Here is a 23,423-nt window from a genome sequence, read left to right on the forward strand (position 1 = left end):
GACATATCCCTTCTCTTCATCTATCTTGATCGATGAGCGCTTCGGCGATTTGGACAGCGTTGGTGGCCGCACCTTTTAACAAGTTGTCAGACACAACCCACATATTTAAGCCGCGTGGATGCGTCAAATCACGCCGCAGGCGGCCAATAAATGTTTCCATGCGATCTGTCGCCTGAAGCGGCATCGGATACACTTGCTCTTGAATATCGTCTTGCACAATAACTCCCGGAGCCTCGCTCAACAGTTGTCGAACCTCTTCTAAATCATACTCCGACTTCAACTCGACGTACACGGATTCGCTATGGCCGCGCACCACCGGAACGCGTACGCACGTGGCTGTCACGCCGATGCTGTCGTCACCTAGGATTTTTTTGGTTTCATTGACCATTTTCATCTCTTCAAAGGTATATCCGTTTTCCTGCCCCACATCAATCTGAGGGATCACGTTAAACGCAATTTGATAATGTTTATCCAATTTGCCTACCGGCAGGACGGACGGTGTCACCTCTTCACCATTCAACACAGCTTTGCTTTGCTCTTCCAGCGCGATAGCCGCTTTCCAGCCGGCACCGGATACCGCTTGGTAGGTTGATACGATGATCCGCTCAATTCCATATCGTTCCAACAGCGGTTTCAACGCGACAACCATTTGGATCGTCGAGCAGTTCGGGTTTGCGATAATTCCTTGATGCTCTTTGATTTTGTCCGCATTCACCTCAGGCACAATCAGCGGCACTTGGGGATCCATCCGAAAAGCACTGGAGTTGTCGATAACCACCGCGCCCCGTTTCACGGCTTCCGGAGCCAACACTTTGCTCACGTTCCCGCCTGCACTAAAAAGGGCGATCTCCACGCCTTCAAATGCTTCCGGTGTCGCTTCCTGAATCGTAACTTCCTGTCCCTTAAAAGAAATCGTTCCCCCTGCCGAACGCTTTGAAGCGAGCGGACGCAATTCTTTCACCGGGAACTCCCGTTTTTCCAAGTATTTGACCATCTGTTGTCCCACAGCACCCGTTGCGCCCACAACCGCTACTGTATATCCTTTTATTGTCATAAGTATCATTCCCTCCCAAGCAGCACGCTGTTCATTATGACAAATGTCCCCTAAATCCCATTTCTCGTTTAGGGGACAAATAGGCTTTTAATAGCATACTATATTATTTAGCCAAATCCCGATATTTTTCAACTATTAATGGTTGCAGTTGTCTCCCTTCTATCGCGGCGAGACACGTCTCCGGTATCAACTCCATTCGCGCAACCATCGATTTGGGCTTTTTTTCCGGCGCATCTTGGCCGAAAGGAACGAAGTAAATATCTTTCGCCGCGAGTAGACGGGCGAGGTTTATCGCATTTAATCCTAACGCGTCATTGGTAGATATGGCAAGCACAACTGGCCGATGATTGCGCATTTGCGCCTTGGCGGCCATCAAAACCGGCCCATCCGTCATGGCGTTGGCCAGCCGCGACAGTGTGTTGCCTGTGCAAGGAGCGATCAACATGCAGTCCAATGTTTGTTTCGGCCCGAACGGTTCAACTTCCGGCACCGTCATGAGCGGCGTCCGCCCTGTGATATCCTCGATCTTCCGCCGCCAATCTTCCGCCGTTCCAAACCGGCTATCTACTGTCGCGACGGTGTGAGAAATGATCGGAATCACTTCCGCCCCCAATGAGACCAGTCGTTTCATCTGCGGCAACACTTCATCATGTGTGCAATGAGATCCTGTCAAACCAAAGCCGATGGTGTACCCTTGGAAGTTCATCAAACGTTCCCCTCCTTTTGAAGTTCCATCGGTTTCAACAACTGCGTAATGGTTCGAGCCAAAATCCGGCCCGCCGTTTTAGGTGCGACGATCCCCGGCAAGCTGGGGGCCAAGATCGCTTTAATGCCCCTTTTCTCGGCAAAGGCGTAATCGACTCCACCCGGCTTGGAAGCCAAATCGATGATTACCACATCATGCGGGCACTGGCTGAGCGTCTGGGCTGTAATAATCGGCGCCGGGATGGTGTTAAATATCAAATCCGCCTCTTTCACATGTTGGTTAAGCTCTTGGGTGTCAAACGCCTTGAACCCCATTTCAAACGCGCGCGCGTGATGGGCAGAACTGCGAACCCCCACTCTCACATCAGCACCGATAGCATGCAGGACGCGAGCCAATGAAAGGCCGCATCGACCCATCCCCAATACCAAGCAGACCGATCCGTGTATTGTTATATCCGTGTTCTGAATGGCCATCATCAAAGCGCCCTCTACCGTGGGGATTGAATTGTAGATCGCCACGTCATCCCGTTGCATCAACTCAATCAGCTCAATCCCATATCTTGCGCACAAATCCTTCAAATACGGCTTGGCGATTCCCGCAAATACGATGCAATGCGCCGGCAGTGAAGAGAGGTGCTCTTCCGTGAGGATGAGCGTGTCAGAAGTGAACACACTGCTTACATGTCCGTGTTCATCCGTTCCCACAATCGGCAAGACAAGCACATCTGCTTTACTTAGCACTTCGGTCGACAATTCTTTAAGAGAAGCCCCGCTGAACGGGCTTTGTAAATTGTCATAACCGATGAGGCTCACGCGGGCATTCATCTGAATGCAGCTTTTGATCACTTCCAACTGCCTTGCATCACCACCGAGGAAGACCACATGCTTGCCAGTCAGCATTTGCTCACGACCCCTTTCCCAGGGAAAATAATGATTGAATAAGGGCGCATGCCAAAGTACTATCCTTGCTTGCATCATATGTCACTGGTGGAATAGGGGTTACCTTTTTTCTGAGTGGGTGTCCACAATGACGATTTCCGGACCGATTTTTTTGATCATCGCCCAAGATAAAGCCAGCTGCCGGGCGTTTTTCTTGAGCCACGCACCTCTTGCCGTTTCCAACAAAATGCCTTCGATTTTTCCCGTCGTCGGATTAAATTCCATATCAGCCGCCGCAAAGCTGCCCAGCTTTTCCCCATTGCTCACATCCACGCATTCTTTGACGGCAAATTCACTCCATCTCATGATTCGCCCTCCTCATTTGGGGTGCTGTTATTGAATGTATGGTTTACTTATGGACATATGACTGAAAAACGAAAGAAACCCGGGAAGTATCCCGGGTCTAGATCAACCAATGCGTGTTTGGCGGCATATTCGTTTCGCTTTTTGCATAGCGACGATGAGTGTGTCCAATCGTTTGGAAAGCGGTAACACATGCTCCGCAGACAACCGTGAGGGTTCCCCCTCCACGGATTGGTGTAGCTGCGAGCGAAGGCGTTCCATTTCTTGTTCCAGACGGCTCAGCGACTCTTCGGTCATGCAGATCCCCTCTTCCTTATCTGCCCGTATGACCAAATCCGCCCGATCCGCGCGCGGTATCGTCCAATTGTTCCACCACTTGGATTTCCACTTGCGGAACCGACATGAACACCAATTGAGCAATCCGTTCTCCACGTCGGACCACAAATGCCTCATCTCCCAGATTGAGCATGATCACTCCGATTTCTCCGCGGTAATCGGCATCGATGGTGCCAGGCGTATTTAACACCGTAATCCCATGCTTTAAAGCCAAACCACTGCGCGGGCGCACTTGCGCTTCAAGTCCATTCGGCATTGAAATCGCAATGCCCGTTTTGATTAATTTCCACTTACCCGGTTCGATGAGCACTTCTCCATGTATCGCCGCATGCAAATCAAAACCGCTGGAGCCTGTGGACATTTTCACTGGAAGAGGCAAATCTTCGTTTCCTGGTAATTGAATTAGTTTGACATCAATCAACTTAGTTCCTCCTAAAGGTAGCCGGCACCTTGGCATCTGGAGATATAAGGGCGAGCGACATGGGGGAAGCGATCATTTCCCGAGCCAAGTCATTCACATCGTCCAGCGTGATGTTCTCCACGCTTTCCACGATTTCATCCAATGAGAGGTGACGGCCCAAAAGTAATTCATTTCGACCTAATCGGCTCATGCGGTTGTTGGTGCTTTCAAGTCCCAGCATGAGGTTGCTTTTCAGCTGCTCTTTGGCCTTAACCAACTCCGCATGAGAGATGCCCTTGTCTTTTACTTGCGTCATGATATGTTGGACGCAATCGACCACTTCTTCTTCCTGGCCATGTTTGGTTCCCGCGTAAATGGCGAAAATCCCCATGTCCCGGTGGGCTGAATGGTATGAGTAGACAGAATAGGCCAATCCACGCTCTTCGCGTATTTCTTGAAACAAGCGCGAGCTCATATTGCCCCCCAAGACATTATTAAGCAACACCAATGTGTAAATCCGCGAGTCTTTGACAGCGAGACCAGGCAAACCGATGCACAAATGCGTTTGCTCCGTCGGTTTTTCCTTTACTTTTGTGCCTGGGGTAAAGACCGGGAGATCATCTGTTCGTGTGATGGTCCGGCCTTGGTAGCCACTGAAAACCTCTTCGATCTGTTCGAGATAATCATCCGGCAAGTTGCCCGCTAAAGCCACCACCACTTGTTGCGGCGTATAGTATTGCTCGCGGTAGCGCACCAAATCTTGCCGGGTAAAAGCCTCAACTGTCTCTTCACTTCCCAAAACGGGATACCCTAGTGCGTGCTGCCCAAGAGATGCCTCAGATAAAAGATCATGCACCAAATCGTCCGGTGTGTCTTCCACCATCCGGATTTCTTCGATGATTACCTTTTTCTCTTTTTCAATCTCCTCTTCGGCAAACACCGATTCAAAAAACATATCCGACAAAACGTCGAGTGCTGTTGGGAAATGCTGATCCAGCACTTTGGCGTAATAACAAGTAATCTCTTTGGATGTGAACGCGTTCACTTGACCCCCGATTTCATCAAACGCTTCCGCCAACTGACGGGCTGACCGCTTTTTGGTCCCCTTGAACAGCATGTGCTCAATGAAATGGGAGATGCCGTTATTTTGCGGTGTCTCACGCTCGGAGCCCGTTCCGACCCAAATCCCAAAAGCGATCGAGCGGACATGGGGAATCTTCTCAGCAACTATGCGCACACCATTTGGAAGCGTATGTTTAACGATCACGCAGGATCCTCCTTCTCATAAAAAACAATATCCCTACTATATCAAAACTCTCTTGTTCACTCAATCGTCTCCAGCCGTTCCGATGAGAGCAAACGCCCAACTGTCAACCAGCGGCACCCCTTCTCCTTCATTGTGCGCAAAATCAGCGGCAATGCCTCCACCGTCCGATCCGTGGGATGAGTCAACAGCAAATGACCGGGGCCCATAGCCTCCTTCACCTTGTTCACCATCATTGCGGGAGAAACTGACTTGCGCCAGTCAACTGTATCTACGGTCCATAATACAGTATGCATTCCGTGAGCCGCAGCAACGGCTACCACCCGTTGATTGAAATCGCCTGCGGGCGGGCCAAACCAGCGGCTCTTGACGCCAAGCGTTTTTTCAATCAGCTGATTCGTTTTGCTAATTTCTTCATTCATCCGCTCTGGGGTCAACTGACTCATCATCGGATGGGAATAAGCGTGGTTGCCTATTTCATGCCCCTCTTTCACTATCCTCCGAGCCATGTCTGGATTTTGTTTAAGCCATGATCCGTCCAAAAAAAACGTCGCTTTCACGTTTTCTTGCCGCAATATTTGCAACATTTTCGGCAAATATTCGGTTCCCCAAGCTACATTCACCATCAACGCGACGGCCTTCTTTTGCTCATTCCCCCGGTAAATAGGATGGGCGCCCAGTTCTTCCATTGGTACAGCCGGCTTGACTTGGCGGTACACCCAGCGGATGGGGCGATTCCGTTTCTGCTTTTTGGTCTCTTTGATGGTCGCTTCAATATCCACTTCTCTCCCGTTTAATCCGGGAATGAGCTTCCACACCCGATCAACCCGCGCATCAATTGGCGGAATGAATCGTTTGGGGGCTTCTGCTTGGATTTGCTTGCGCAACAACTCATCTTCATCCGCATGCGCCCATGCCGGGATATCTTTCCCTTGCTTCACAGCAGTCACATAAGCTTCCATAAAAGGCGTATCTGCCATGAAAAACAGCAACAAAATGATAAGGATAAAGGCCGTTAATCTGGCTGGGAAGAACAAGGTGTCCACCTCCTTTATTCCTACCTTATGCGGGTGGACAATTCCCTATTCTGCTGAAGTCTTTAGGCGTAAAAAAAGAGGCAGATCGCTCTGTCTCTTTTTGCCTCTCTTGTTTCACTTGCTATGTTTTTTCTGCTCAGTGTTCTTATCCTCTTGTTTGAGAAGCACTTTGCGCGAGAGATTAATCCGACCTTGATCGTCGATTTCCGTCACTTTAACCTTGATGGAATCACCGACATTAACCACATCTTGCACTTTGGCGACACGGTTCACATCAAGCTGCGAAATGTGGACTAACCCTTCTTTGCCTGGGAACAGCTCCACAAAGGCTCCGTATTTTTCTACTCGCTTCACTGTACCAACGTAAATCTCGCCGACAACTACTTCACGCACCAAATCTTCGATAATCTTCTTGGCACGTTCGTTTTGACTCGTTTCCGGGGAAGCGATATAAATACGGCCGTCTTGCTCGATGTCGATCTTCACGCCGGTTTCTTCGATAATCTTGTTGATCACGCGCCCGCTCGGCCCGATGACGTCACGGATCTTGTCGGGGTGAATGCGCATGGTCAGGATTTTTGGAGCGTATGGGGACAACTCTTTGTTCGGCTCGCTGATGGTCGCCTCCATGTTGTCCAAAAGGGTCATCCGCGCTTTTTTGGCTTGTTCCAGCGCCCGTTCGAGAATCGAGCGGTCAATGCCGGATATTTTAATGTCCATTTGCAACGCAGTCACGCCGCGGCGCGTTCCAGCCACCTTGAAGTCCATGTCACCCAAATGGTCTTCCATGCCTTGAATATCAGTCAACACAACCACTTTGTTGTCTTCTTTCACCAATCCCATCGCGATACCGGCGACCGGCGCTTTGATCGGCACCCCTGCATGCATCAATGCCAAAGTGGAAGCACAAATACTTGCTTGCGAAGTGGACCCGTTGGACTCCAACACTTCGGATACGAGGCGAATGGTGTATGGGAACTCGTCTTCGGATGGAATCACTTGTTCCAATGCCCGTTCACCCAGGGCTCCATGGCCGATTTCACGGCGTCCCGGTGCACGGATCGGTCTCGCTTCCCCTACGCTAAACGGCGGGAAGTTGTAATGGTGCATGAACCGCTTTGATTCTTCCAGATCCAAGCCGTCCAAAATCTGCACATCACCCAAGGCCCCCAAGGTACAAACGCTCAGCACTTGGGTTTGACCCCGCCGGAACAGACCGGAACCATGTGTGCGCGGCAAAATGCCAATCTCGCTGGAAAGCGGACGAATTTCCTCCGGATTGCGACCGTCTGGCCGTTTGCCTTCTTCGACGATCAGGCGGCGCACTTCTTCCTTCACAATCTTGTCCAACACAGTGTTGATATCTTTTTCATGTTCGGCGAATGCCTCTTCGCCCAATTCTTCCAACATTTGTTCAAGGGTTTGTTTTTTCACTTGATCAATGGCATCCTGTCGGGCCTGCTTTTCCGTCACTTGCACGGCAGCAAGCAAAGAATCGGTAGCCAACGCGCGCACCCGCGCATCAATCTGCTCGTCTACCTGGTACAGCTGGACTTCCATTTTCGGTTTGCCCACTTGCGCCACGATCTCTTCTTGGAAGGCCACAATCTTCTTGATTACCTCATGACCGAGGAGAATCGCTTCCAAGATCGTTTCTTCCGGAATCTGTTTTGATCCCGCTTCCACCATGTTGATGCCTTCTTTTGTTCCCGCTACAACCAGGTGCAGATCAGATCGCTCTTGTTGCTCGACCGTCGGATTGATAACCAGTTTGCCATCGACACGCCCTACGATTACACCGCCGATCGGCCCCCGGAATGGGATGTCAGAAATGGAGAGTGCAGTGGATGCGCCGATGAGTGCCGCAATCTCAGAGGAACAATCTTGATCGACAGACATCACAATCGTGACCACTTGCACTTCATGCCGGAACCCTTCATCAAACAGCGGACGAATGGGTCTATCAATCAAACGGCTGGCCAAAATGGCTTTATCGCTCGGGCGGCCTTCTCGCTTGATAAACCCGCCCGGGATTTTGCCCACGGCATACAAGCGCTCTTCATAATTGACTGTCAATGGAAAAAAGTCCGTATCACGCGGTTCTTTGGAAGCGACCACCGTCGCCATCACGACTGTATCGCCATAACGAACCATAACGGAACCGTTAGCTAACCCAGCAAATTTCCCAATTTCAAGTACGAGTTTGCGTCCTGCTAATTCCGTTTCAAATAGTGCTGATTCCATAGTACAAGTATTTCCCCCTCTCAAGAAAAACACACACAAACATTCCATACTTCTTCATATGTACAGTATGTTCCTTCTCTTAACTTTTTAAAAGGAAGGTAAGATAAAAAGCGGGGCAAAAATGCCCCGCTTGTGTTCTTATCGACGCAGACCAAGCTTTTCAATGAGTTCGCGATAACGGGTGATGTCTTTGTTCTTCAAATAGTTGAGCAGGTTACGACGCTGACCAACCATTTTCAGAAGACCACGGCGGGAATGATGATCTTTCTTGTGGTCTTTCAAGTGAGCGTTCAGCTCATTGATACGATGAGTCAGAATGGCGATTTGCACTTCCGGGGAACCCGTATCGCCTTCGTGTTTTTTAAATTGGTTGATGATGTCTCTTTTTACTTCATTGGTTAATGCCATGTCTCATATCCTCCTTATTCTAATCCCCCTTAACCCAGACCACCGTCGAGGCCTCGGCCATCCGAGCTAGGGTTGTCGTGGCATGTTTGCCACCGGAATAGTATAGCATAACATGGTGTGTTGCACAAGAAGCGAGCGCTTATTTCGCGTAGATTTGCAACCACTCTTCCGCATGTTGTTTATCTTGGTTGATCTGCTTGATCAGTTCATCGACGCCTGAGAATTTTTTCTCTTCGCGAATGAACGACAAGCAAGAAACCCGCAACACTTTCCCGTACAAGTCCGCATGTTTGTCAAGCAAATGCACTTCCAGCATTACCTTCGGCGTCGGATCGGAGAAAGTAGGTCGCACTCCGATATTCATCAGGCCGTGGGCCGGCTCCCCGTCCACAGTCACACCGACGACATAAACCCCACGGCGCGGAATTAGGTATGGAGCGGTCAGCTGCAAATTGGCGGTCGGAAAACCCATCTGCCGTCCCCGCTTGTCACCGTCCACTACCACGCCTTCAAAGGAATAAGGCCGTCCCAAAATGCGTGTAACCAATGTCATATCCCCATCAGCCAACGCTTGGCGCAATCGGGTGCTACTGACCGGCCCTTCCCCCAGATCAATTTGATTTACCACGCGTGTAACAAACCGGCCCTGTGCCAAGTCGGCCAAGTCAGTCGCCGTACCGGTTGCCTTGCGGCCAAAAGTGAAGTTGAAGCCAGTCACAACCCCTTTGACCCCCAACGGCAACAACACTTCCTCTACAAATGCTTCTTTGGACAACGCCGCAAAGGTCAAATCGAATTTCATTACAATCGCCCGTTCCACACCCAACTTGGCAAACTGCTTCAACTTTTCGTCAAGCGGCGTCAAATAGCGGGTGATGTGAGCCTGACCCAACACGTCCCGAGGATGGGGGTCGAACGTCATCACCGCAGGGCGGGCATGAAGCTCTTTCGCCAACTGGATGGCTTCACGAATCACCGCTTGGTGACCGCGATGCACCCCGTCAAAGTAACCGATCGCCAGCACCCATTCAGCCTCAGGCGTTTGCGGAATAAAAGGGTAAGTCACATGAATGATTTCCATCAGCGTTCCACATCCCGAAATACTTTTTCCGGCTTGGCTCGTCCAGCCGAGCCCATGCGGTACAAGGCCAAAAAAGCTCCCGTGTCCGCATACACCCGAAATAATTGTCCCGCTTCCACTCCGCTTTCGTCAAGGGTCAGCCACCCGCCGTCCAACACTTTTTTCGCATTGACCCCGTTGACGGTCACCGCCGGGAAATGAGTCAATCCACCGTCGATCGGTGTTAAAACGCGTTTCCATTCCGCTGGCCCGCCCAAAGCTTCCAACTCAGCGAGGTTGTAACACTCTTCCAAGCGGAACGGTCCACTCTGAACGCGGATCAAAGAATTCATATGCGCCGGATATCCCAAGGCTTTGCCCAAATCCACGCACAACGTCCGCACATACGTCCCTTTGGAGCAAAGTACTTCAAAATGGATAACCGGATATCTTCCCTCTTCCAGTTTCAATACCTTTAACTCATGGATGGTAACCTTTCGGCTGGGGCGTTCCACCACTTTTCCTTCCCGGGCCAATTGATACAATCGTTTGCCCTCGATTTTTACGGCAGAATACATAGGCGGCACCTGCTCAATCTCACCCACAAAGCGCTGAATGACTGATTCAACCCCTTCTCGTGTGATGTCAGGTACCGCCTCCACTTGTTCTGTCACCTGCCCGGTTTGATCCTCTGTATCCGTCGCGACGCCAAGCCTAAGCGAACCGCGATAACGTTTCGGCAACGCTTGCACATACTCCACCACGCGAGTCGCCTGCCCTAAGCAAATGGGCAACACGCCCTCCACCTCTGGGTCCAATGTGCCGGTGTGCCCCACCCGCTTTTGCTTGGCCAAGCGACGTATGGCTGCCACCATGTCGTGCGAAGTGCGGCCGCGTGGTTTGAATACCGGCAAAATCCCATGCATTGTCATCTTGCTTCACTCCTAAGCTGCGAACGGATTTCCGCCAACACGCTCGCTTCCGCTTCCGCGATGGTGCCCTGCACTGTGCAACCCGCCGCCCGGGCATGGCCACCGCCGCCAAACTGCTTGGCCACTCTCCCCACATCGACAAGCTCGCGCGACCGCAGGCTGACTTTGACCGTCTGGGGTTGCTCCTCTCTAAACAAGATTCCCACATCAACCCCTAAAATATTGCGGGCATAGTTGACGATACCATCCAAATCATCATGGGACGCATTTGCAATATCGGCCTTGGCCAACTTCATCCACGCGACCAATCCATCATCCGTTTGCTGTAGTGTCCCCAGCGCCGCCTTTAATAAACGCAATTGAGGCAGTGTCACAGTCTCAAGCACTTGATCGGCTATTTGGTGGAAAGAGATGCCCATCTCAACCAATTTGGCCGCTTGCCGCAACACCTTCGGAGATGTGTTGGAATATCGGAAACCGCCGGTGTCGGTCAACAATCCTGTGTAAATATGGGTTGCCAGCTCCTCATTCCACCCCACGCGGCTTTGGTCAATCCAATCATAAAGGATCTCCGCCGTTGCCGCCGCTTGCGGCTGGACGATGTTCATCGTTCCAAACGCATCATTGGTGGCGTGATGATCGATATTAACCACGGAAGCACCTGGGGCGATCAATTCGCAACAAGCCCCCATTCGAGCCCGATCAGCGCAGTCCAAAGCCACCACCCGCTCAAAGGGTTCGCTGACTTCATGGACCTGCTTCACTTCGTCCGCTCCTGGAAGAAACGCGAATTTCTTAGGCAATGGAGACTCATTAACCATAACCACTTGTTTTCCCATAGCCTGTAACATCGTTCCCATTGCAAGCGTAGAGCTGATCGCGTCTCCATCCGGGTGGATGTGAGACACGACCAGCACACGATCCGCTTCTTCAATCCATTGTTCCAAAGGTTGAATCCAGTTCATCTTACTCTTTCTCCTGCGAATTGACTTCTGTCAACAAACGGGAAATATGCTCTTCCCGATCCAGCGAATTGTCTATGACAAAAACAAGCTCTGGAACATGGCGCAATTTGATGCGGCGGCCGACTTCGGAGCGAATGTATCCTTTTGCTTTCTCCAAACCGGACAAGGTTTGCGATTTTTGATCAGCGCTTCCCATCACACTGATGTAAACTTTAGCCACTTGCAAATCACCGCTCATCTCTACCGCCGTCACCGTTACAAAGCCGATGCGTGGATCTTTGATTTCTTGCTGGATGATCTGGCTCAATTCCTTCTTCACTTGCTCTCCAACACGGCTAACACGAATGCGCGCCATGGTCTACCCCTCCTACTTGCACATGTATTCACATAAAGGTGATAGAGGTATAAGTCACTTCCAACCCATCCGTATTTTCCAACACGGTGAGGGCCTGTCGCAACTCCTGTTCCACAACCTTCGCATGACTGCCCACACCGACGACGGCCAAGGCGGTAAGCTGCCGGTTGTCTTGATAACCCACTTCCGCAACGGACAAATTAAACTTGTTGCGCAGTTTTGCCTGCGCACTTTGAATCACACGCCGTTTGTCCTTTAAGGAAGCAGAGACGGGCACGCGCCCCTCCACTTCCAACAATCCGATATGCACGTTTATGTCCGCTCCACTTCTTCAATCACATAAACTTCGATGACATCTCCTTCTTTGATGTCATTGTAGTTTTGCACTGTCAGGCCGCATTCATACCCTTGTGCCACTTCTTTGGCATCGTCTTTGAAACGCTTGAGGGTGTCCAGCTTGCCTTCATGCACAACCACGCCGTCACGGATGAGGCGGACATGCCCATCGCGCACCACTTTACCTTCTGTGACGTAACATCCGGCAATGGTACCCACTTTGGACACTTTGAAGATTTGACGCACTTCTGCGGTACCCACCACACGCTCTTCAAATTCAGGGTCTAACAACCCTTTCATCGCGGCTTCGATCTCTTCGATCACATTGTAAATGATGCGGTGCAAGCGGATATCCACTTTTTCCTGCTCAGCCATCGCTCTGGCGTTTGGTTCTGGACGCACGTTAAATCCGATTACGATGGCGTTGGACGCAGAAGCGAGGATGATGTCGGACTCCGTAATTGCCCCGGCACCCTGATGGATGATCTTGACTCGTGCGCCTTCTACATCGATTTTTTCCAGAGAGCCCCGCAATGCTTCTGCCGAGCCTTGCACGTCAGCTTTGATGATCACGTTCAGGTCTTTCACTTCTCCTTGTTGAATCTGCTTAAACAGATCATCCAAGGACACGCGGCTGTTTGCGCCAAGCTCTTCTTCACGTTGCTTTTGCAGGCGCTTGTCTGCAATCGCCCGGCCTTTTTTCTCATCCTCAAACACCATGAATTGATCCCCGGCGTTGGGCACGTCAGGCAAACCGAGAATTTCCACCGGCATCGATGGTGGAGCCACTTTTACCCGACGTCCGCGGTCATTGACCATTGCACGGATTTTACCAAAGAAGTTGCCCGCGACAACCCCATCTCCCACTTTCAATGTTCCGTTTTGTACCAATACGGTCGCAACTGGCCCACGGCCTTTATCCAGCTCGGCTTCGATTACGACACCACGCGCCCGTTTGTTGGGGTTCGCCTTGTATTCTTGCACTTCTGCTACCAGAAGAATCATTTCCAACAGCTCATCAATGCCTGTTCCTGCCAACGCTGACACAGGAACGAAAATCGTGTCTCCACCCCATTCTTCTGGTACCAGACCATGCTCTGTCAATTGTTGCTTGACACGGTCAGGATTGGAGTCTGGTTTATCGATCTTGTTGACGGCAACGATGATCGGCACTTCTGCCGCTTTAGCGTGGTTGATCGCCTCAATCGTCTGTGGCATGACACCGTCATCTGCAGCGACAACCAAAATGGTGATGTCGGTCACTTGCGCCCCCCGTGCGCGCATGGTTGTAAACGCGGCGTGGCCAGGAGTGTCAAGGAAAGTGATTTTCTTGCCCGATACCTCCACTTGATACGCGCCGATATGCTGGGTGATACCACCCGCTTCCCCAGCGGTTACATTGGTGTGGCGGATTTTATCAAGCAAGGTCGTTTTACCGTGGTCAACATGCCCCATGATCGTAACCACAGGAGGACGTTCAACCAAATCCTCTGGAGCATCCTCTTCCACTTGCTCCTCAAAATTGCTTTCATCCACTTCCTCAACATATTGGACTTTCACATCAAATTCGTCCCCGATGACAACCATGGTCTCCACATCAATTTCTTGGTTGATCGTAGCCATGACCCCATGCATAAGCAACTTCTTGATGACGGCAGAAGCCTCACGGCGCAGGAGCTTGGCGAAATCCCCAACAGAAAGCGGTCCGGACACGGTGATTTCTTTAGGTAGCACAGGTGCCTGCTTTTCGCGTTGTTCAGACCCGCGGCGGTCACCCTTGCGGCGATTGTTACGGCCACCTTTGCCACCTGATCCAGACGAAGCGTTTCCTTTTCCGCCATTGGCTTTGTTAAACTTCCCTTTACGATTGTTGTCCGACTTCTTGCCACCAAAGGCATTTCCGGCATTGGACGTGCCGGCCGATTGTGCGTCGTTAGCCCCGTCATTGGCTTGACGTTTATTTTGATTTCTCGGTGATTGTTGGTTTGGCCGATTGTTTTGACGAGCCCCCCGGTTTTGCCCTTGATTCTTTTGAGCATTCGGGTTTTGCTTCGGCTTCTTTTCTCCCTGCGGCTTCTCTTCTTTACTGTTAGAAGACTTTTTTACTTCGTTTATATACTGTTCCACTTTTTGGATCATTCCTTCGTTCATCACGCTCATATGGTTATTTAATTTCATATCCATACGTTCTAAAATGTTAAGCACTTCCTTGCTGCTCATCTTCATCTGTTTGGCGTACTCATATACTCGGATTTTGGCCAATCCATTCACCCCCGTCAGTTACTCGAAAGCTTACGGAACGAACGGGCAAATCCCTCATCGAGTATAGCGATCACCACCCGTTCTTCTTTGCCGATTGCAGCTCCAAGCTCCCCCCGGGTACCATATCGAATCAATGGAACGCCATAGGAAGAGCATTTGTCCGTTACTTTCTTTTCCACATTTTTCGCGGCATCTGTGGCCAGGAAAACCAGCCGCGCCTTACCCGATCGGATCTCTTGAATGACTAGCTCTTCACCTGAAACCACTTTTCTCGCCCTCATAGCGAGACCCAACAACTGTAGCATCTTATTCATTCAGGTCCATCCCTTTTACCACTTCGCGCAGTTCGTCGTAAATTTCGGATGGAACTTGTGCTTTTAGGGCCCGGTCCAGCGCTTTTTTCTTTTGTGCCATGTCGATGTATTCCAACTTGGCACACAAGTACGCTCCGCGCCCGGATTTTTTCCCGCTCGGATCAATGATGATCTCGTTGTCGGGTGTACGAACAATACGAATTAAGTGCTTTTTTGGGAACATTTCCTGAGACGCCACGCATTTGCGCATGGGAACCTTCCGTTGCTTCATCGTTCAAGCAACCTCCCCATTTTATAACATTTCATCCGCTTCATGTGCGGATTCGGCTTCCTCCGCTACCTGCTCAACCAGCATCGGCTCTTGTTCAATCGGTTCGCCGGCCTCTTGCGCTTCGGATTCGCTCTTGATGTCGATTTTCCAGTTGGTCAGTTTGGCGGCGAGGCGAGCGTTTTGCCCTTCTTTGCCGATAGCCAGCGACAACTGGTGATCCGGCACGATTACACGCGCCATCTTTTCTTCCTCATACACGGTGACACTGATCACTTTGGACGGGCTGAGCGCATTGGCAATCCATTCGCCGATATCTTCTGACCAGCGAACAATGTCGATTTTTTCCCCTTTTAATTCATTTACAACCGTTTGCACACGTTGTCCGCGGTGACCCACACATGCTCCCACGGGATCGACATCCTCATTGCGCGAAGAAACGGCCACTTTGGAACGTTGTCCGGCTTCGCGGGCGATGGCGCGAATTTCGACCACGCCTTCGTAGATTTCCGGCACTTCCAACTCAAACAATCTTTTCAACAAACCAGGGTGGGTGCGAGAAAGGAAAATCTGCGGGCCTTTCGTCGATTTTTCTACCTTGGTAATGTAAGTTTTTACGCGATCTCCATGTTTGAAGCGTTCACCCGGAATCACTTCTGAATGTGGCAAAAGAGCTTCCACTCTGCCCAGATCCACATAGTAGTGGCGATTGTCAGCGCGTTGCACGATCCCGGTGATGATATCCTCTTCACGATCGATGAAGTCTTTGTAGATCGCTGTGCGCTCCGCCTCTCGGATGCGTTGTGTCACCACTTGTTTGGCAGTTTGCGCCGCAATACGGCCAAAATCAGCCGGAGTTACTTCAATCTCAACGATATCGTCCAATTGGTAGTTCGGATCCAATTCACGCGCAGCTGCCAAGCTGATTTCCAAGCGCGTGTCCAACACGTCCTCAACCACTGTTTTGCGCGCGAACACACGCACTTCTCCGTTATGGCGGTTAATGTCGACCCGCACGTTTTGTGCAGAGTGAAAGTTACGCTTATAACCGGAGATCAAGGCTGCTTCGATTGCTTCGATCAATATGTCCTTGCTAATCCCTTTTTCTTTCTCTAATTGACCGAGGGCTTCGATGAACTCAGCATTCATCGGCCAACATCCTCCCTTCGTTTTTAAAAAACGATCGCTAAACGGGCTTTCGCCACTTTTTCCCGTGGGATGTGCACCGTTTTCTTTTTCTCCTCTACCGTCAAAGAGACGCTGTCAACCTCTTTCAATACGCCTTCGAACACCTTTTGCCCGTCAATCGGCTCATAGGTTGTCACGTGCACATGTTTGCCGATAGCTTTGTGGAAATCGTTTTCTTTTTTTAGTGGTCTTTCAGCCCCAGGAGAAGAGACTTCCAGTATGTAAGCGCCAGGAATGGGATCAGTCTCGTCAAGCACTTCGCTCAGTCGCTCACTGACGCGGCTGCAATCGTCCAAGTCCACTGGTTTATCTTCGCGGTCAATAAATACGCGCAAAAACCAGTTTGTCCCTTCCTTTTTATACTCAACGTCGACTAATTCCAGTCCTTCTGCCTCTATGATTGGAAGTGCGATCTTCTCCACCACTTCTGACACTTGTCGGCTCAAGGCCAACCCTCCTTATTTTGAGCCAATTCGATATCACCCCTAGCAAAACGGAAAGAGTGGGTCAGCACCCACTCTTTATTGCCAACAGATGTATCTACACTAAGTATAGCCAACGTGATTATAACACAATCAGCAAAATGCATGCAATTGCCTTTCACGGAAAAGCATGGGGTGCAGGCTTCGTTTTCCTTTATCATGCACAAAAAAAAGATTTACATGAAATTGATGCCATAATCCAGATTTGCATGTTAAAATTCGATAGGATTATAAAAATATACAATATTATCCTTTATTCCGCTAAACAAGCAACGTGCTGAAACAATAGGGAATTTTGTTGTTTCCAGCTTGGTTCCAATCGTTTTTTGTGATTTATTTTTTAATCTGGTTGTAACTAGATAGGAGTGGTTTGATGAGTCGCACACAAGCGAGCATCTATGTATTGATGGGCGCATCATCCTATGGTGTGGTGTCCACAATCACCAAACTAGCCTACCAACACGGGTTTGCCACGGGAGAAATCACGGGTAGCCAAGTGTTTTTTGGTTGTCTCTTTTTGTGGCTGGTAGCCTTGCCAGCCTGCGCCAAAACGAAGCGGCTTTCTCGCAAAAGCCTGCTTTCTCTAATTATGTGTGGGATGGTGTCCGGTTTGACGGGAATCTTCTATTATCTGTCCCTCAAGACGCTGTCCGCCTCCTTTGCCATCATCCTCATGTTCCAATTCACGTGGATCGGTCTATTGTTGGAATGGATGCGTACGCGGGTGAGACCTCGTTGGAATCACTGGTTGGCCACCACTATCATTTTGAGCGGCTCGTTGCTGGCCAGTGCTTCCCAACTCAACGGCGCCTCGCTTCATGCTAAGGGGATTTTCTTCGGTTTGCTGTCCGCTTTGACATATGCGCTATTCATTTATTTTAGCAATTTCGTCGCGATCGATGTCAACCCGATGATTCGTAGCGCCAGCTTTGTAACCGGCGGATTGTTTACTAACCTCCTTATCTTTTCCCCCGCTTTTCTCATCGAGGGGAAGCTATTTGACGGCTTGTGGTTTTGGGGTCTTTTGCTCGGCTTGTTCGGCACTGTCATTCCTACCATATTGTTTATGAAGGGTATCCCTCACATCGGCTCCGGGCTCGCCTCCATCTTGGGTTCCGTCGAATTGCCGGCGGTCATCGTCGTGGCGGCGTTCTTTTTGCATGAACAACCGACTATGCTGCAATGGACCGGGGTGTTGCTGATCCTGCTCGGCATTTTGATATCCGAGGCTCCAAGCATCATCGGGAGGCGATCGATTTCTGCCAAACAATCGTGATTTTCCTCCGCTCTCGAAAGGGTGACAAAACCGTTCGTAGATCGAATTTTGTTCCCCTTTCGAGTATAATGGTAAAAAAGAGGTAAGGGGGCTTTCTATGTCCAAGCAACAAAACAGCAAGCAACTGCCACATCGTTCGGAAGTGCCGGTGGAATACACTTGGCGTTTGGAAGATATTTTCGCAACCGACGACCTTTGGAACGAAGAGTTTGACAAGGTGAAAGCCTTGATACCCAAAGCTGCAGACTTCAAAGGGACATTGGGCGATTCAGCCGAATCCTTGTTGCGCGCGCTCAAGTTCAGGGATGAATTGCATATGCGCCTTGAACAATTGTATACATACGCCCACATGCGGTATGACCAAGATACCACCAACTCCTTCTATCAAGCGCTTGATGCACGGGCAAAAAGCTTGTTCGCAGAAGCGGGAAGCGCGCTCTCTTTTATGACACCCGAACTCCTTTCCATCAGCGAAGACAAAATCAAAGCGTTTCTCGCGGAAAACAGTGAACTCCGCGTGTACAGCCACGCGTTGGAAAAGCTGAACAAAAAACGCCCGCATGTATTATCCGAAAAAGAGGAAGCCATTTTGGCCCAAGCGGCTGATGTATTAGGTGCTTCCGCTACGACCTTTGGTATGTTAAACAACGCTGACCTCACATTCCCAACGATCGTGGATGAAGACGGCACACCTGTACAAATCACACACGGCCGCTACATCAAACTGATGGAATCGAGTGACCGGCGGGTGCGGAAAGAAGCATTTGAAGGCTTGTACCACACGTATGACAAATTTAAAAACACCTTCGCCAGCACCCTGAGCGGAGTAGTCAAGAAAAACAGCTTCTACGCCAAGGTTCGCGGATACGATTCGGCCCGTCACGCCGCCCTGAGCAACAATCACATTCCAGAAACCGTGTATGACCAGCTCGTCAACACAGTGAATGAGCATTTGCCGCTTTTGCACCGCTATCTGGAAATCCGCAAACGGGCATTGGGATATGAAGAACTGCACATGTATGACATCTACAACCCACTGGTGCCTGACGCGAAGATGAAAATCACCTACCCCGAAGCACAGCAAAAATTGCTGGAAGGCCTGGCCGTCATGGGGGATGAATATATCTCCATCCTGAAAGAAGCGTATGAAAACCGCTGGGTAGACGTGATGGAAAACAAGGGCAAACGCAGCGGCGCGTACTCCTCTGGCTCTTACAGCACCAATCCTTACATCCTGATGAACTGGCAAGATACCGTCGACAACCTGTTCACCTTGGCTCACGAATTCGGGCATTCCGTACACAGCTACTACAGCCGCAAAAATCAACCTTATATATACGGGGATTACACCATCTTTGTCGCTGAAGTCGCTTCAACCTGCAACGAGGCTCTGTTGAATGACTACTTGATGAAACACACCACCGACAAGCAACAAAAACTTTATCTTCTCAACCATTATCTCGACTCTTTCCGGGGCACTGTGTTCAGACAAACGATGTTCGCCGAGTTCGAGCATACCATCTACCAAAAGGCGCAAGCCGGCGAGGCATTAACACCTGATCTGCTCACTTCGCTGTACTATGCACTCAATCAGAAATACCATGGCGAAGGAATGATCAGCGATAAGGAAATCGGCCTGGAATGGGCCCGCATCCCCCATTTTTATTACAATTATTACGTATACCAATACGCCACCGGATTCAGCGCAGCCACCGCACTGTCCAAACAGATTTTGACTGAGGGCAAACCTGCCGTTGACCGCTACACAGAATTCCTCAAAGCAGGCAACTCTGACTATCCGATCGAAGTGCTGAAGAAAGCAGGCGTTGACATGACGACTGCGGAACCAATTCGATTGGCGTTGAAAGACTTTGAAGAAAAACTGAATGAGCTGGAGCAACTCCTCTTTACTTGAGCGGGATGAAAACCGAACCGGCCCGGCGCCATCAACATGCGCCGGGCCGGTTCATTGTCCCCTCATTTTTCAAACAGCGGCAAATACTCGCCGTATCCCTCTTTAACCAACTCATCCTTCGGTATAAAGCGAAGGGCCGCGGAGTTGATGCAATAGCGAAGGCCGTTGGGGCCAGGGCCGTCGTCAAACACATGTCCCAAATGTGAATCCCCGTCTTTGCTTCTGACTTCCGTACGAATCATTCCATGGCTTGTGTCTAGTTTCTCAACAATTCTGTCTGGCTCCACCGGTTTGGTAAAACTGGGCCAACCACATCCAGAGTCAAACTTGTCCATGGAAGTGAACAATGGTTCGCCTGATACGATATCCACATACAGCCCTTCTTCGTCATGATCCCAAAATTCATTTTGAAACGGAGGCTCAGTCCCATTTTCTTGCGTAACTCGATATTGTAATGGCGTTAAGCGTGCCTTCAATTCTTCGGGACTATAAGGCTTTTTTTTGTCCATGATATGTACCTCCCCTAGGCAGTCTTCCGTTTCTTATTATCTTAACCTTTTGCAATCATCTGTTGCAGTCCCCCCAAAAAAACAATTCTCCCTCACGCGTTTTTCACAGGACGAGTTGGGCTAATGGATCAAGCAATTCCCCCTCAATCAGCAATAATCGATTTATATTTTACAAAAACATTTATTATTGTGATAATTATATTATTGAATTTGCAAACAAAGGAGCTGAAGTACGAAATGACCACCCCGCTCACCAAGCACCCCAAGCGCATCCCGGTCTGGCGGACGCTGTTCATCACGCTCCTCCTGCTCTTCCTGTTGTCGGCCGGCACCGTCAGTCTCTTCGTGCTCCATCTACTCCCCCAGACAACTGGGGATGTGAAGTTACCTGGACTGAGAGCTCCTGTACAGGTGACACGTGATTCACAGGGAGTGCCGCATATCAAAGCGCAAAACGAGCAAGACCTGTACATGGCCCAAGGCTATGTCACCGCGCAAGACCGTCTCTTTCAAATGGACATGTCCCGGCGTTTGGCATCCGGTCAACTGAGTGAAGTGGTGGGAAAGTCCGCATTGGACAAGGATAAGTTTTTCCGAACGCTGGGATTGCGCCGGGCGGCTGAACGCTCTTACGAAGCTTACTCCGATGAAGCCAAACGCATCTTGTCCGCTTACGCCAAAGGAGTAAATGCATATATCAATGAAGCCAAACAGAATCACCGATTGCCACTGGAATTCACCCTTGCCGGTTATGAACCACGTCCTTGGACACCGGTCGATTCCCTAATCATCGGCAAATATATGGCGTATGACTTGGGCGGCAAATGGAAGGGGCAAGCGTTTCGCTACCTGATGCTGATGCAATATCCACAAGCAAAAGCCCTGGATTTATTTCCGCCAGAAACGGACCGCACCATCCCCAGTAACCAATTGGCCGTCCCATCAAAACACGCGCTCTCCCAATTGACCGCCCATTTGGCCAAAGCTCCTTTCCCGATAGCGTACAACGGTAGCAACAACTGGGTTATCTCCGGTAGCAAAACAGCGACAGGCAAACCCCTGTTGGCCAACGATCCGCATCTGGGGCTTCATCTGCCATCCATCTGGTACCAAACCACATTAAGCGTAAGCAAACCGCACAGACAGGTAAGCGGCGTTGTTTTCGCCGGAGTTCCCGGCGTAATCTTGGGACATAATGAGGCTATCGCTTGGGGCGTCACCAACTTGGCCCCGGATGTGGAAGATCTTTACATCGAGAAACGCCATCCACACAACCCTGATCTCTTTCTGTACAAAGGCAACTGGGAACAGGCGAAAATCATCACGGAAACCATCCTTGTGAAAGGACAACAGCCTGTGCAACACAAGGTGCGGATTACACGTCACGGCCCCATCGTCTCCGAATGGGCTGATCCTAAACAAAGCTTGCCAGCTGACACGGCCTTTGCCCTGCGCTGGACCGCTTTGGAACCAACAACCGAATTTGAAGCAACTTTGCGAATCAACCGAGCGCGCAATTGGGAAGAGTTCAAAAAAGCATTAACCTATTTTGATGCGCCGGCCCAAAACTTCGTCTTCGCCGGTTCGGACGGCACCATCGCATACCGGGCCAACGGCAAAATTCCGGTACGCAAAGGAAACCGGGCTTTGCCTGTTCCCGGATGGACCGATGAATATGAGTGGAATAGCTTCATCCCTTGGGAAGAGTTGCCGACGATCGTCAACCCATCCAGCGGATACATCGCCACGGCCAACCACCGGGTGTTTTCGCATGAATATCCTCACCATATCGCCAGCACGTGGTCTCCTCCGTATCGAACCCAACGGATCCACGAAGTGCTTGCTAACAAAGACAAACTGACGACAACGGACATGAAGCGCCTACAAAGCGACGAAAAAAACCTGCAAGCGGCCCGAATGGCCCCCTTGCTCTTGCGGCAACTAGACTTTAAGCGATTATCCGACATCGAAAGAAGTGCCGCTCGCCTGATGGAAAAGTGGAACCATTATGACACCGCCGATGCAGCGGCACCATTTATCTACCACCTATGGATGGAAGAAATCAAACAACAATTGTACCGGCCGCTTCATCCGAAACTGGGGGAACTGTTTGATGAAAAAGACATCGTCGCCGACACCTTGCTTTCCCAAGCCGCACGCGGAGAAGAAAGTGACTGGGTGACTCAGGCAGGGGGGATCAAGAAACTGTGCACTGAAGCACTCCAACACGCCGTGAAGCGAGCCAGCAACTTGCAGGGGAATGATCCCGGCACTTGGCGGTGGGGAGATTTCCACCAAATCACATTTACCCATCCACTCAGTGTGAAAAAGCCGCTCAATCTCCTATTCGATTCTGCCAGCTATCCGGTTGGTGGAAGCGAGCATACCGTACGAGCCATGGGTTGGAACAAACAAAACGGGAAAGTCGATCATGGCGCCTCTTGGCGTACAGTTGTCGATGTTGGCAACTTAAACCAAGCCGAACACCTGTTGGGTCCTGGTCAATCGGGGCAGCTGGGTAGCGACTGGTATGATGACCAAACGGAAAACTGGGCGATGAACCGTTACTACCACACCACCATCCAAGCCCCGGCCAACTCTGAACATCAGTTGCGGCTCGTTCCGTGATATTGGAACATAACTAGCTGATATTATCAGACACCAGCTTTTTCGTTGGACAAATTAAAAACTGCCAATCCGATTTGGATTGGCAGTTTCTTGCATTCCCTGAAAACTAAAGAGTGAGTATCACGTGACCCAAGAAAATGATCGATAATGCTCTAGAAAGAGCTCCTTAGAAAGGAGGTGATCCATCCCCACCTTCCGGTAGGGATACCTTGTTACGACTTCACCCCAATCATCTGCCCCACC

The 23,423-nt window shown here is 50.4% G+C and carries 23 protein-coding genes, 1 rRNA gene and 1 pseudogene; 3 read left to right on the forward strand and 22 right to left on the reverse strand.

The window, feature by feature from the left end; translation table 11 throughout:
- Window positions 1–16 precede the first annotated feature (16 nt).
- From EDC32_RS15330 to rimP, 20 genes are all read right to left on the reverse strand, one after another.
- Window positions 17–1,054 (reverse strand): aspartate-semialdehyde dehydrogenase, encoded by a 1,038-nt coding sequence (locus EDC32_RS15330; protein WP_132223641.1) that lies wholly within the window; start codon window positions 1,052–1,054, stop codon window positions 17–19.
- Between the two features lie 103 nt (window positions 1,055–1,157).
- Window positions 1,158–1,760, reverse strand: a complete 603-nt coding sequence (locus EDC32_RS15335; protein ID WP_132223644.1) for a dipicolinate synthase subunit B — start codon at window positions 1,758–1,760, stop codon at window positions 1,158–1,160.
- Window positions 1,760–2,659 (reverse strand): dipicolinate synthase subunit DpsA, encoded by a 900-nt coding sequence (dpsA, locus tag EDC32_RS15340; RefSeq protein ID WP_132223647.1) that lies wholly within the window; start codon window positions 2,657–2,659, stop codon window positions 1,760–1,762. The genes EDC32_RS15335 and dpsA overlap by 1 nt, the downstream gene beginning before the upstream one ends.
- 99 nt (window positions 2,660–2,758) lie before the next feature.
- Window positions 2,759–3,004: a YlmC/YmxH family sporulation protein gene (locus EDC32_RS15345; RefSeq protein WP_022738974.1), complete on the reverse strand. Its 246-nt coding sequence runs from the start codon at window positions 3,002–3,004 to the stop codon at window positions 2,759–2,761.
- Between the two features lie 102 nt (window positions 3,005–3,106).
- On the reverse strand, window positions 3,107–3,298 hold the full coding sequence (locus EDC32_RS15350) for an aspartyl-phosphate phosphatase Spo0E family protein (protein ID WP_022738975.1): 192 nt from the start codon (window positions 3,296–3,298) through the stop codon (window positions 3,107–3,109).
- A gap of 16 nt (window positions 3,299–3,314) precedes the next feature.
- Window positions 3,315–3,758: a dUTP diphosphatase gene (dut, locus tag EDC32_RS15355; RefSeq protein ID WP_022738976.1), complete on the reverse strand. Its 444-nt coding sequence runs from the start codon at window positions 3,756–3,758 to the stop codon at window positions 3,315–3,317.
- Window position 3,759: 1 nt separating this feature from the next.
- Window positions 3,760–5,004: a M16 family metallopeptidase gene (locus tag EDC32_RS15360; protein WP_132223653.1), complete on the reverse strand. Its 1,245-nt coding sequence runs from the start codon at window positions 5,002–5,004 to the stop codon at window positions 3,760–3,762.
- Window positions 5,005–5,060: 56 nt separating this feature from the next.
- The gene (locus EDC32_RS15365; protein WP_022738979.1) at window positions 5,061–6,038 is read right to left on the reverse strand and encodes a polysaccharide deacetylase family protein; all 978 of its coding nucleotides are present in this window, start codon (window positions 6,036–6,038) and stop codon (window positions 5,061–5,063) included.
- A 114-nt stretch (window positions 6,039–6,152) separates the two neighbouring features.
- Window positions 6,153–8,282, reverse strand: a complete 2,130-nt coding sequence (gene pnp / locus EDC32_RS15370) for a polyribonucleotide nucleotidyltransferase (protein WP_022738981.1) — start codon at window positions 8,280–8,282, stop codon at window positions 6,153–6,155.
- A 138-nt stretch (window positions 8,283–8,420) separates the two neighbouring features.
- On the reverse strand, window positions 8,421–8,690 hold the full coding sequence (gene rpsO, locus EDC32_RS15375; RefSeq protein ID WP_022738982.1) for a 30S ribosomal protein S15: 270 nt from the start codon (window positions 8,688–8,690) through the stop codon (window positions 8,421–8,423).
- 139 nt (window positions 8,691–8,829) lie between these two features.
- Window positions 8,830–9,771 carry a bifunctional riboflavin kinase/FAD synthetase gene (locus tag EDC32_RS15380; RefSeq protein ID WP_132223656.1) on the reverse strand — a complete coding sequence of 314 codons (942 nt, stop codon included), beginning with the start codon at window positions 9,769–9,771 and terminating at the stop codon, window positions 8,830–8,832.
- Window positions 9,771–10,682 (reverse strand): tRNA pseudouridine(55) synthase TruB, encoded by a 912-nt coding sequence (gene truB / locus EDC32_RS15385; RefSeq protein WP_132223659.1) that lies wholly within the window; start codon window positions 10,680–10,682, stop codon window positions 9,771–9,773. Before truB ends, EDC32_RS15380 begins: the two co-directional genes overlap by 1 nt.
- Window positions 10,679–11,647, reverse strand: a complete 969-nt coding sequence (locus EDC32_RS15390) for a DHH family phosphoesterase (RefSeq protein WP_132223662.1) — start codon at window positions 11,645–11,647, stop codon at window positions 10,679–10,681. Before EDC32_RS15390 ends, truB begins: the two co-directional genes overlap by 4 nt.
- Window position 11,648: 1 nt before the next feature.
- On the reverse strand, window positions 11,649–12,002 hold the full coding sequence (rbfA, locus tag EDC32_RS15395; protein ID WP_022738986.1) for a 30S ribosome-binding factor RbfA: 354 nt from the start codon (window positions 12,000–12,002) through the stop codon (window positions 11,649–11,651).
- Window positions 12,003–12,030: 28 nt separating this feature from the next.
- Window positions 12,031–12,312: a DUF503 domain-containing protein gene (locus tag EDC32_RS15400; protein ID WP_022738988.1), complete on the reverse strand. Its 282-nt coding sequence runs from the start codon at window positions 12,310–12,312 to the stop codon at window positions 12,031–12,033.
- A gap of 2 nt (window positions 12,313–12,314) precedes the next feature.
- Complete coding sequence (gene infB / locus EDC32_RS15405; RefSeq protein ID WP_246026974.1) at window positions 12,315–14,564, reverse strand: translation initiation factor IF-2; 2,250 nt, start codon at window positions 14,562–14,564, stop codon at window positions 12,315–12,317.
- 50 nt (window positions 14,565–14,614) lie between these two features.
- Window positions 14,615–14,914 (reverse strand): YlxQ family RNA-binding protein, encoded by a 300-nt coding sequence (locus tag EDC32_RS15410; protein ID WP_022738991.1) that lies wholly within the window; start codon window positions 14,912–14,914, stop codon window positions 14,615–14,617.
- Window positions 14,907–15,185 carry an RNase P modulator RnpM gene (rnpM, locus tag EDC32_RS15415; RefSeq protein ID WP_022738992.1) on the reverse strand — a complete coding sequence of 93 codons (279 nt, stop codon included), beginning with the start codon at window positions 15,183–15,185 and terminating at the stop codon, window positions 14,907–14,909. Before rnpM ends, EDC32_RS15410 begins: the two co-directional genes overlap by 8 nt.
- A gap of 21 nt (window positions 15,186–15,206) precedes the next feature.
- Entirely contained in the window at window positions 15,207–16,331 is a 1,125-nt protein-coding gene (gene nusA / locus EDC32_RS15420; RefSeq protein ID WP_132223671.1) for a transcription termination factor NusA, read from the reverse strand.
- Between the two features lie 23 nt (window positions 16,332–16,354).
- Window positions 16,355–16,816: a ribosome maturation factor RimP gene (rimP, locus tag EDC32_RS15425; RefSeq protein ID WP_022738995.1), complete on the reverse strand. Its 462-nt coding sequence runs from the start codon at window positions 16,814–16,816 to the stop codon at window positions 16,355–16,357.
- 409 nt (window positions 16,817–17,225) lie between these two features.
- On the opposite strand from rimP, the gene EDC32_RS15430 reads away from it, so the two are divergent.
- Complete coding sequence (locus tag EDC32_RS15430; protein ID WP_132223674.1) at window positions 17,226–18,128, forward strand: EamA family transporter; 903 nt, start codon at window positions 17,226–17,228, stop codon at window positions 18,126–18,128.
- 97 nt (window positions 18,129–18,225) lie between these two features.
- Window positions 18,226–20,043, forward strand: a complete 1,818-nt coding sequence (gene pepF / locus EDC32_RS15435) for an oligoendopeptidase F (protein WP_132223677.1) — start codon at window positions 18,226–18,228, stop codon at window positions 20,041–20,043.
- 62 nt (window positions 20,044–20,105) lie between these two features.
- On the opposite strand, the pseudogene msrB reads toward pepF, so the two are convergent.
- Window positions 20,106–20,519, reverse strand: a pseudogene (gene msrB / locus EDC32_RS15440) (peptide-methionine (R)-S-oxide reductase MsrB); the annotation flags it as partial.
- A 237-nt stretch (window positions 20,520–20,756) separates the two neighbouring features.
- Between msrB and EDC32_RS15445 the strand changes: the two are divergent.
- Complete coding sequence (locus EDC32_RS15445; RefSeq protein ID WP_246026972.1) at window positions 20,757–23,180, forward strand: penicillin acylase family protein; 2,424 nt, start codon at window positions 20,757–20,759, stop codon at window positions 23,178–23,180.
- A gap of 170 nt (window positions 23,181–23,350) precedes the next feature.
- Here EDC32_RS15445 and EDC32_RS15450 read toward each other — a convergent pair.
- Window positions 23,351–23,423 (reverse strand): 16S ribosomal RNA (locus tag EDC32_RS15450); the annotation flags it as partial.

The organism is Laceyella sacchari, assembly GCF_004343255.1.
In the GTDB taxonomy this organism is placed as follows: Bacteria; Bacillota; Bacilli; order Thermoactinomycetales; family Thermoactinomycetaceae; genus Laceyella; species Laceyella sacchari.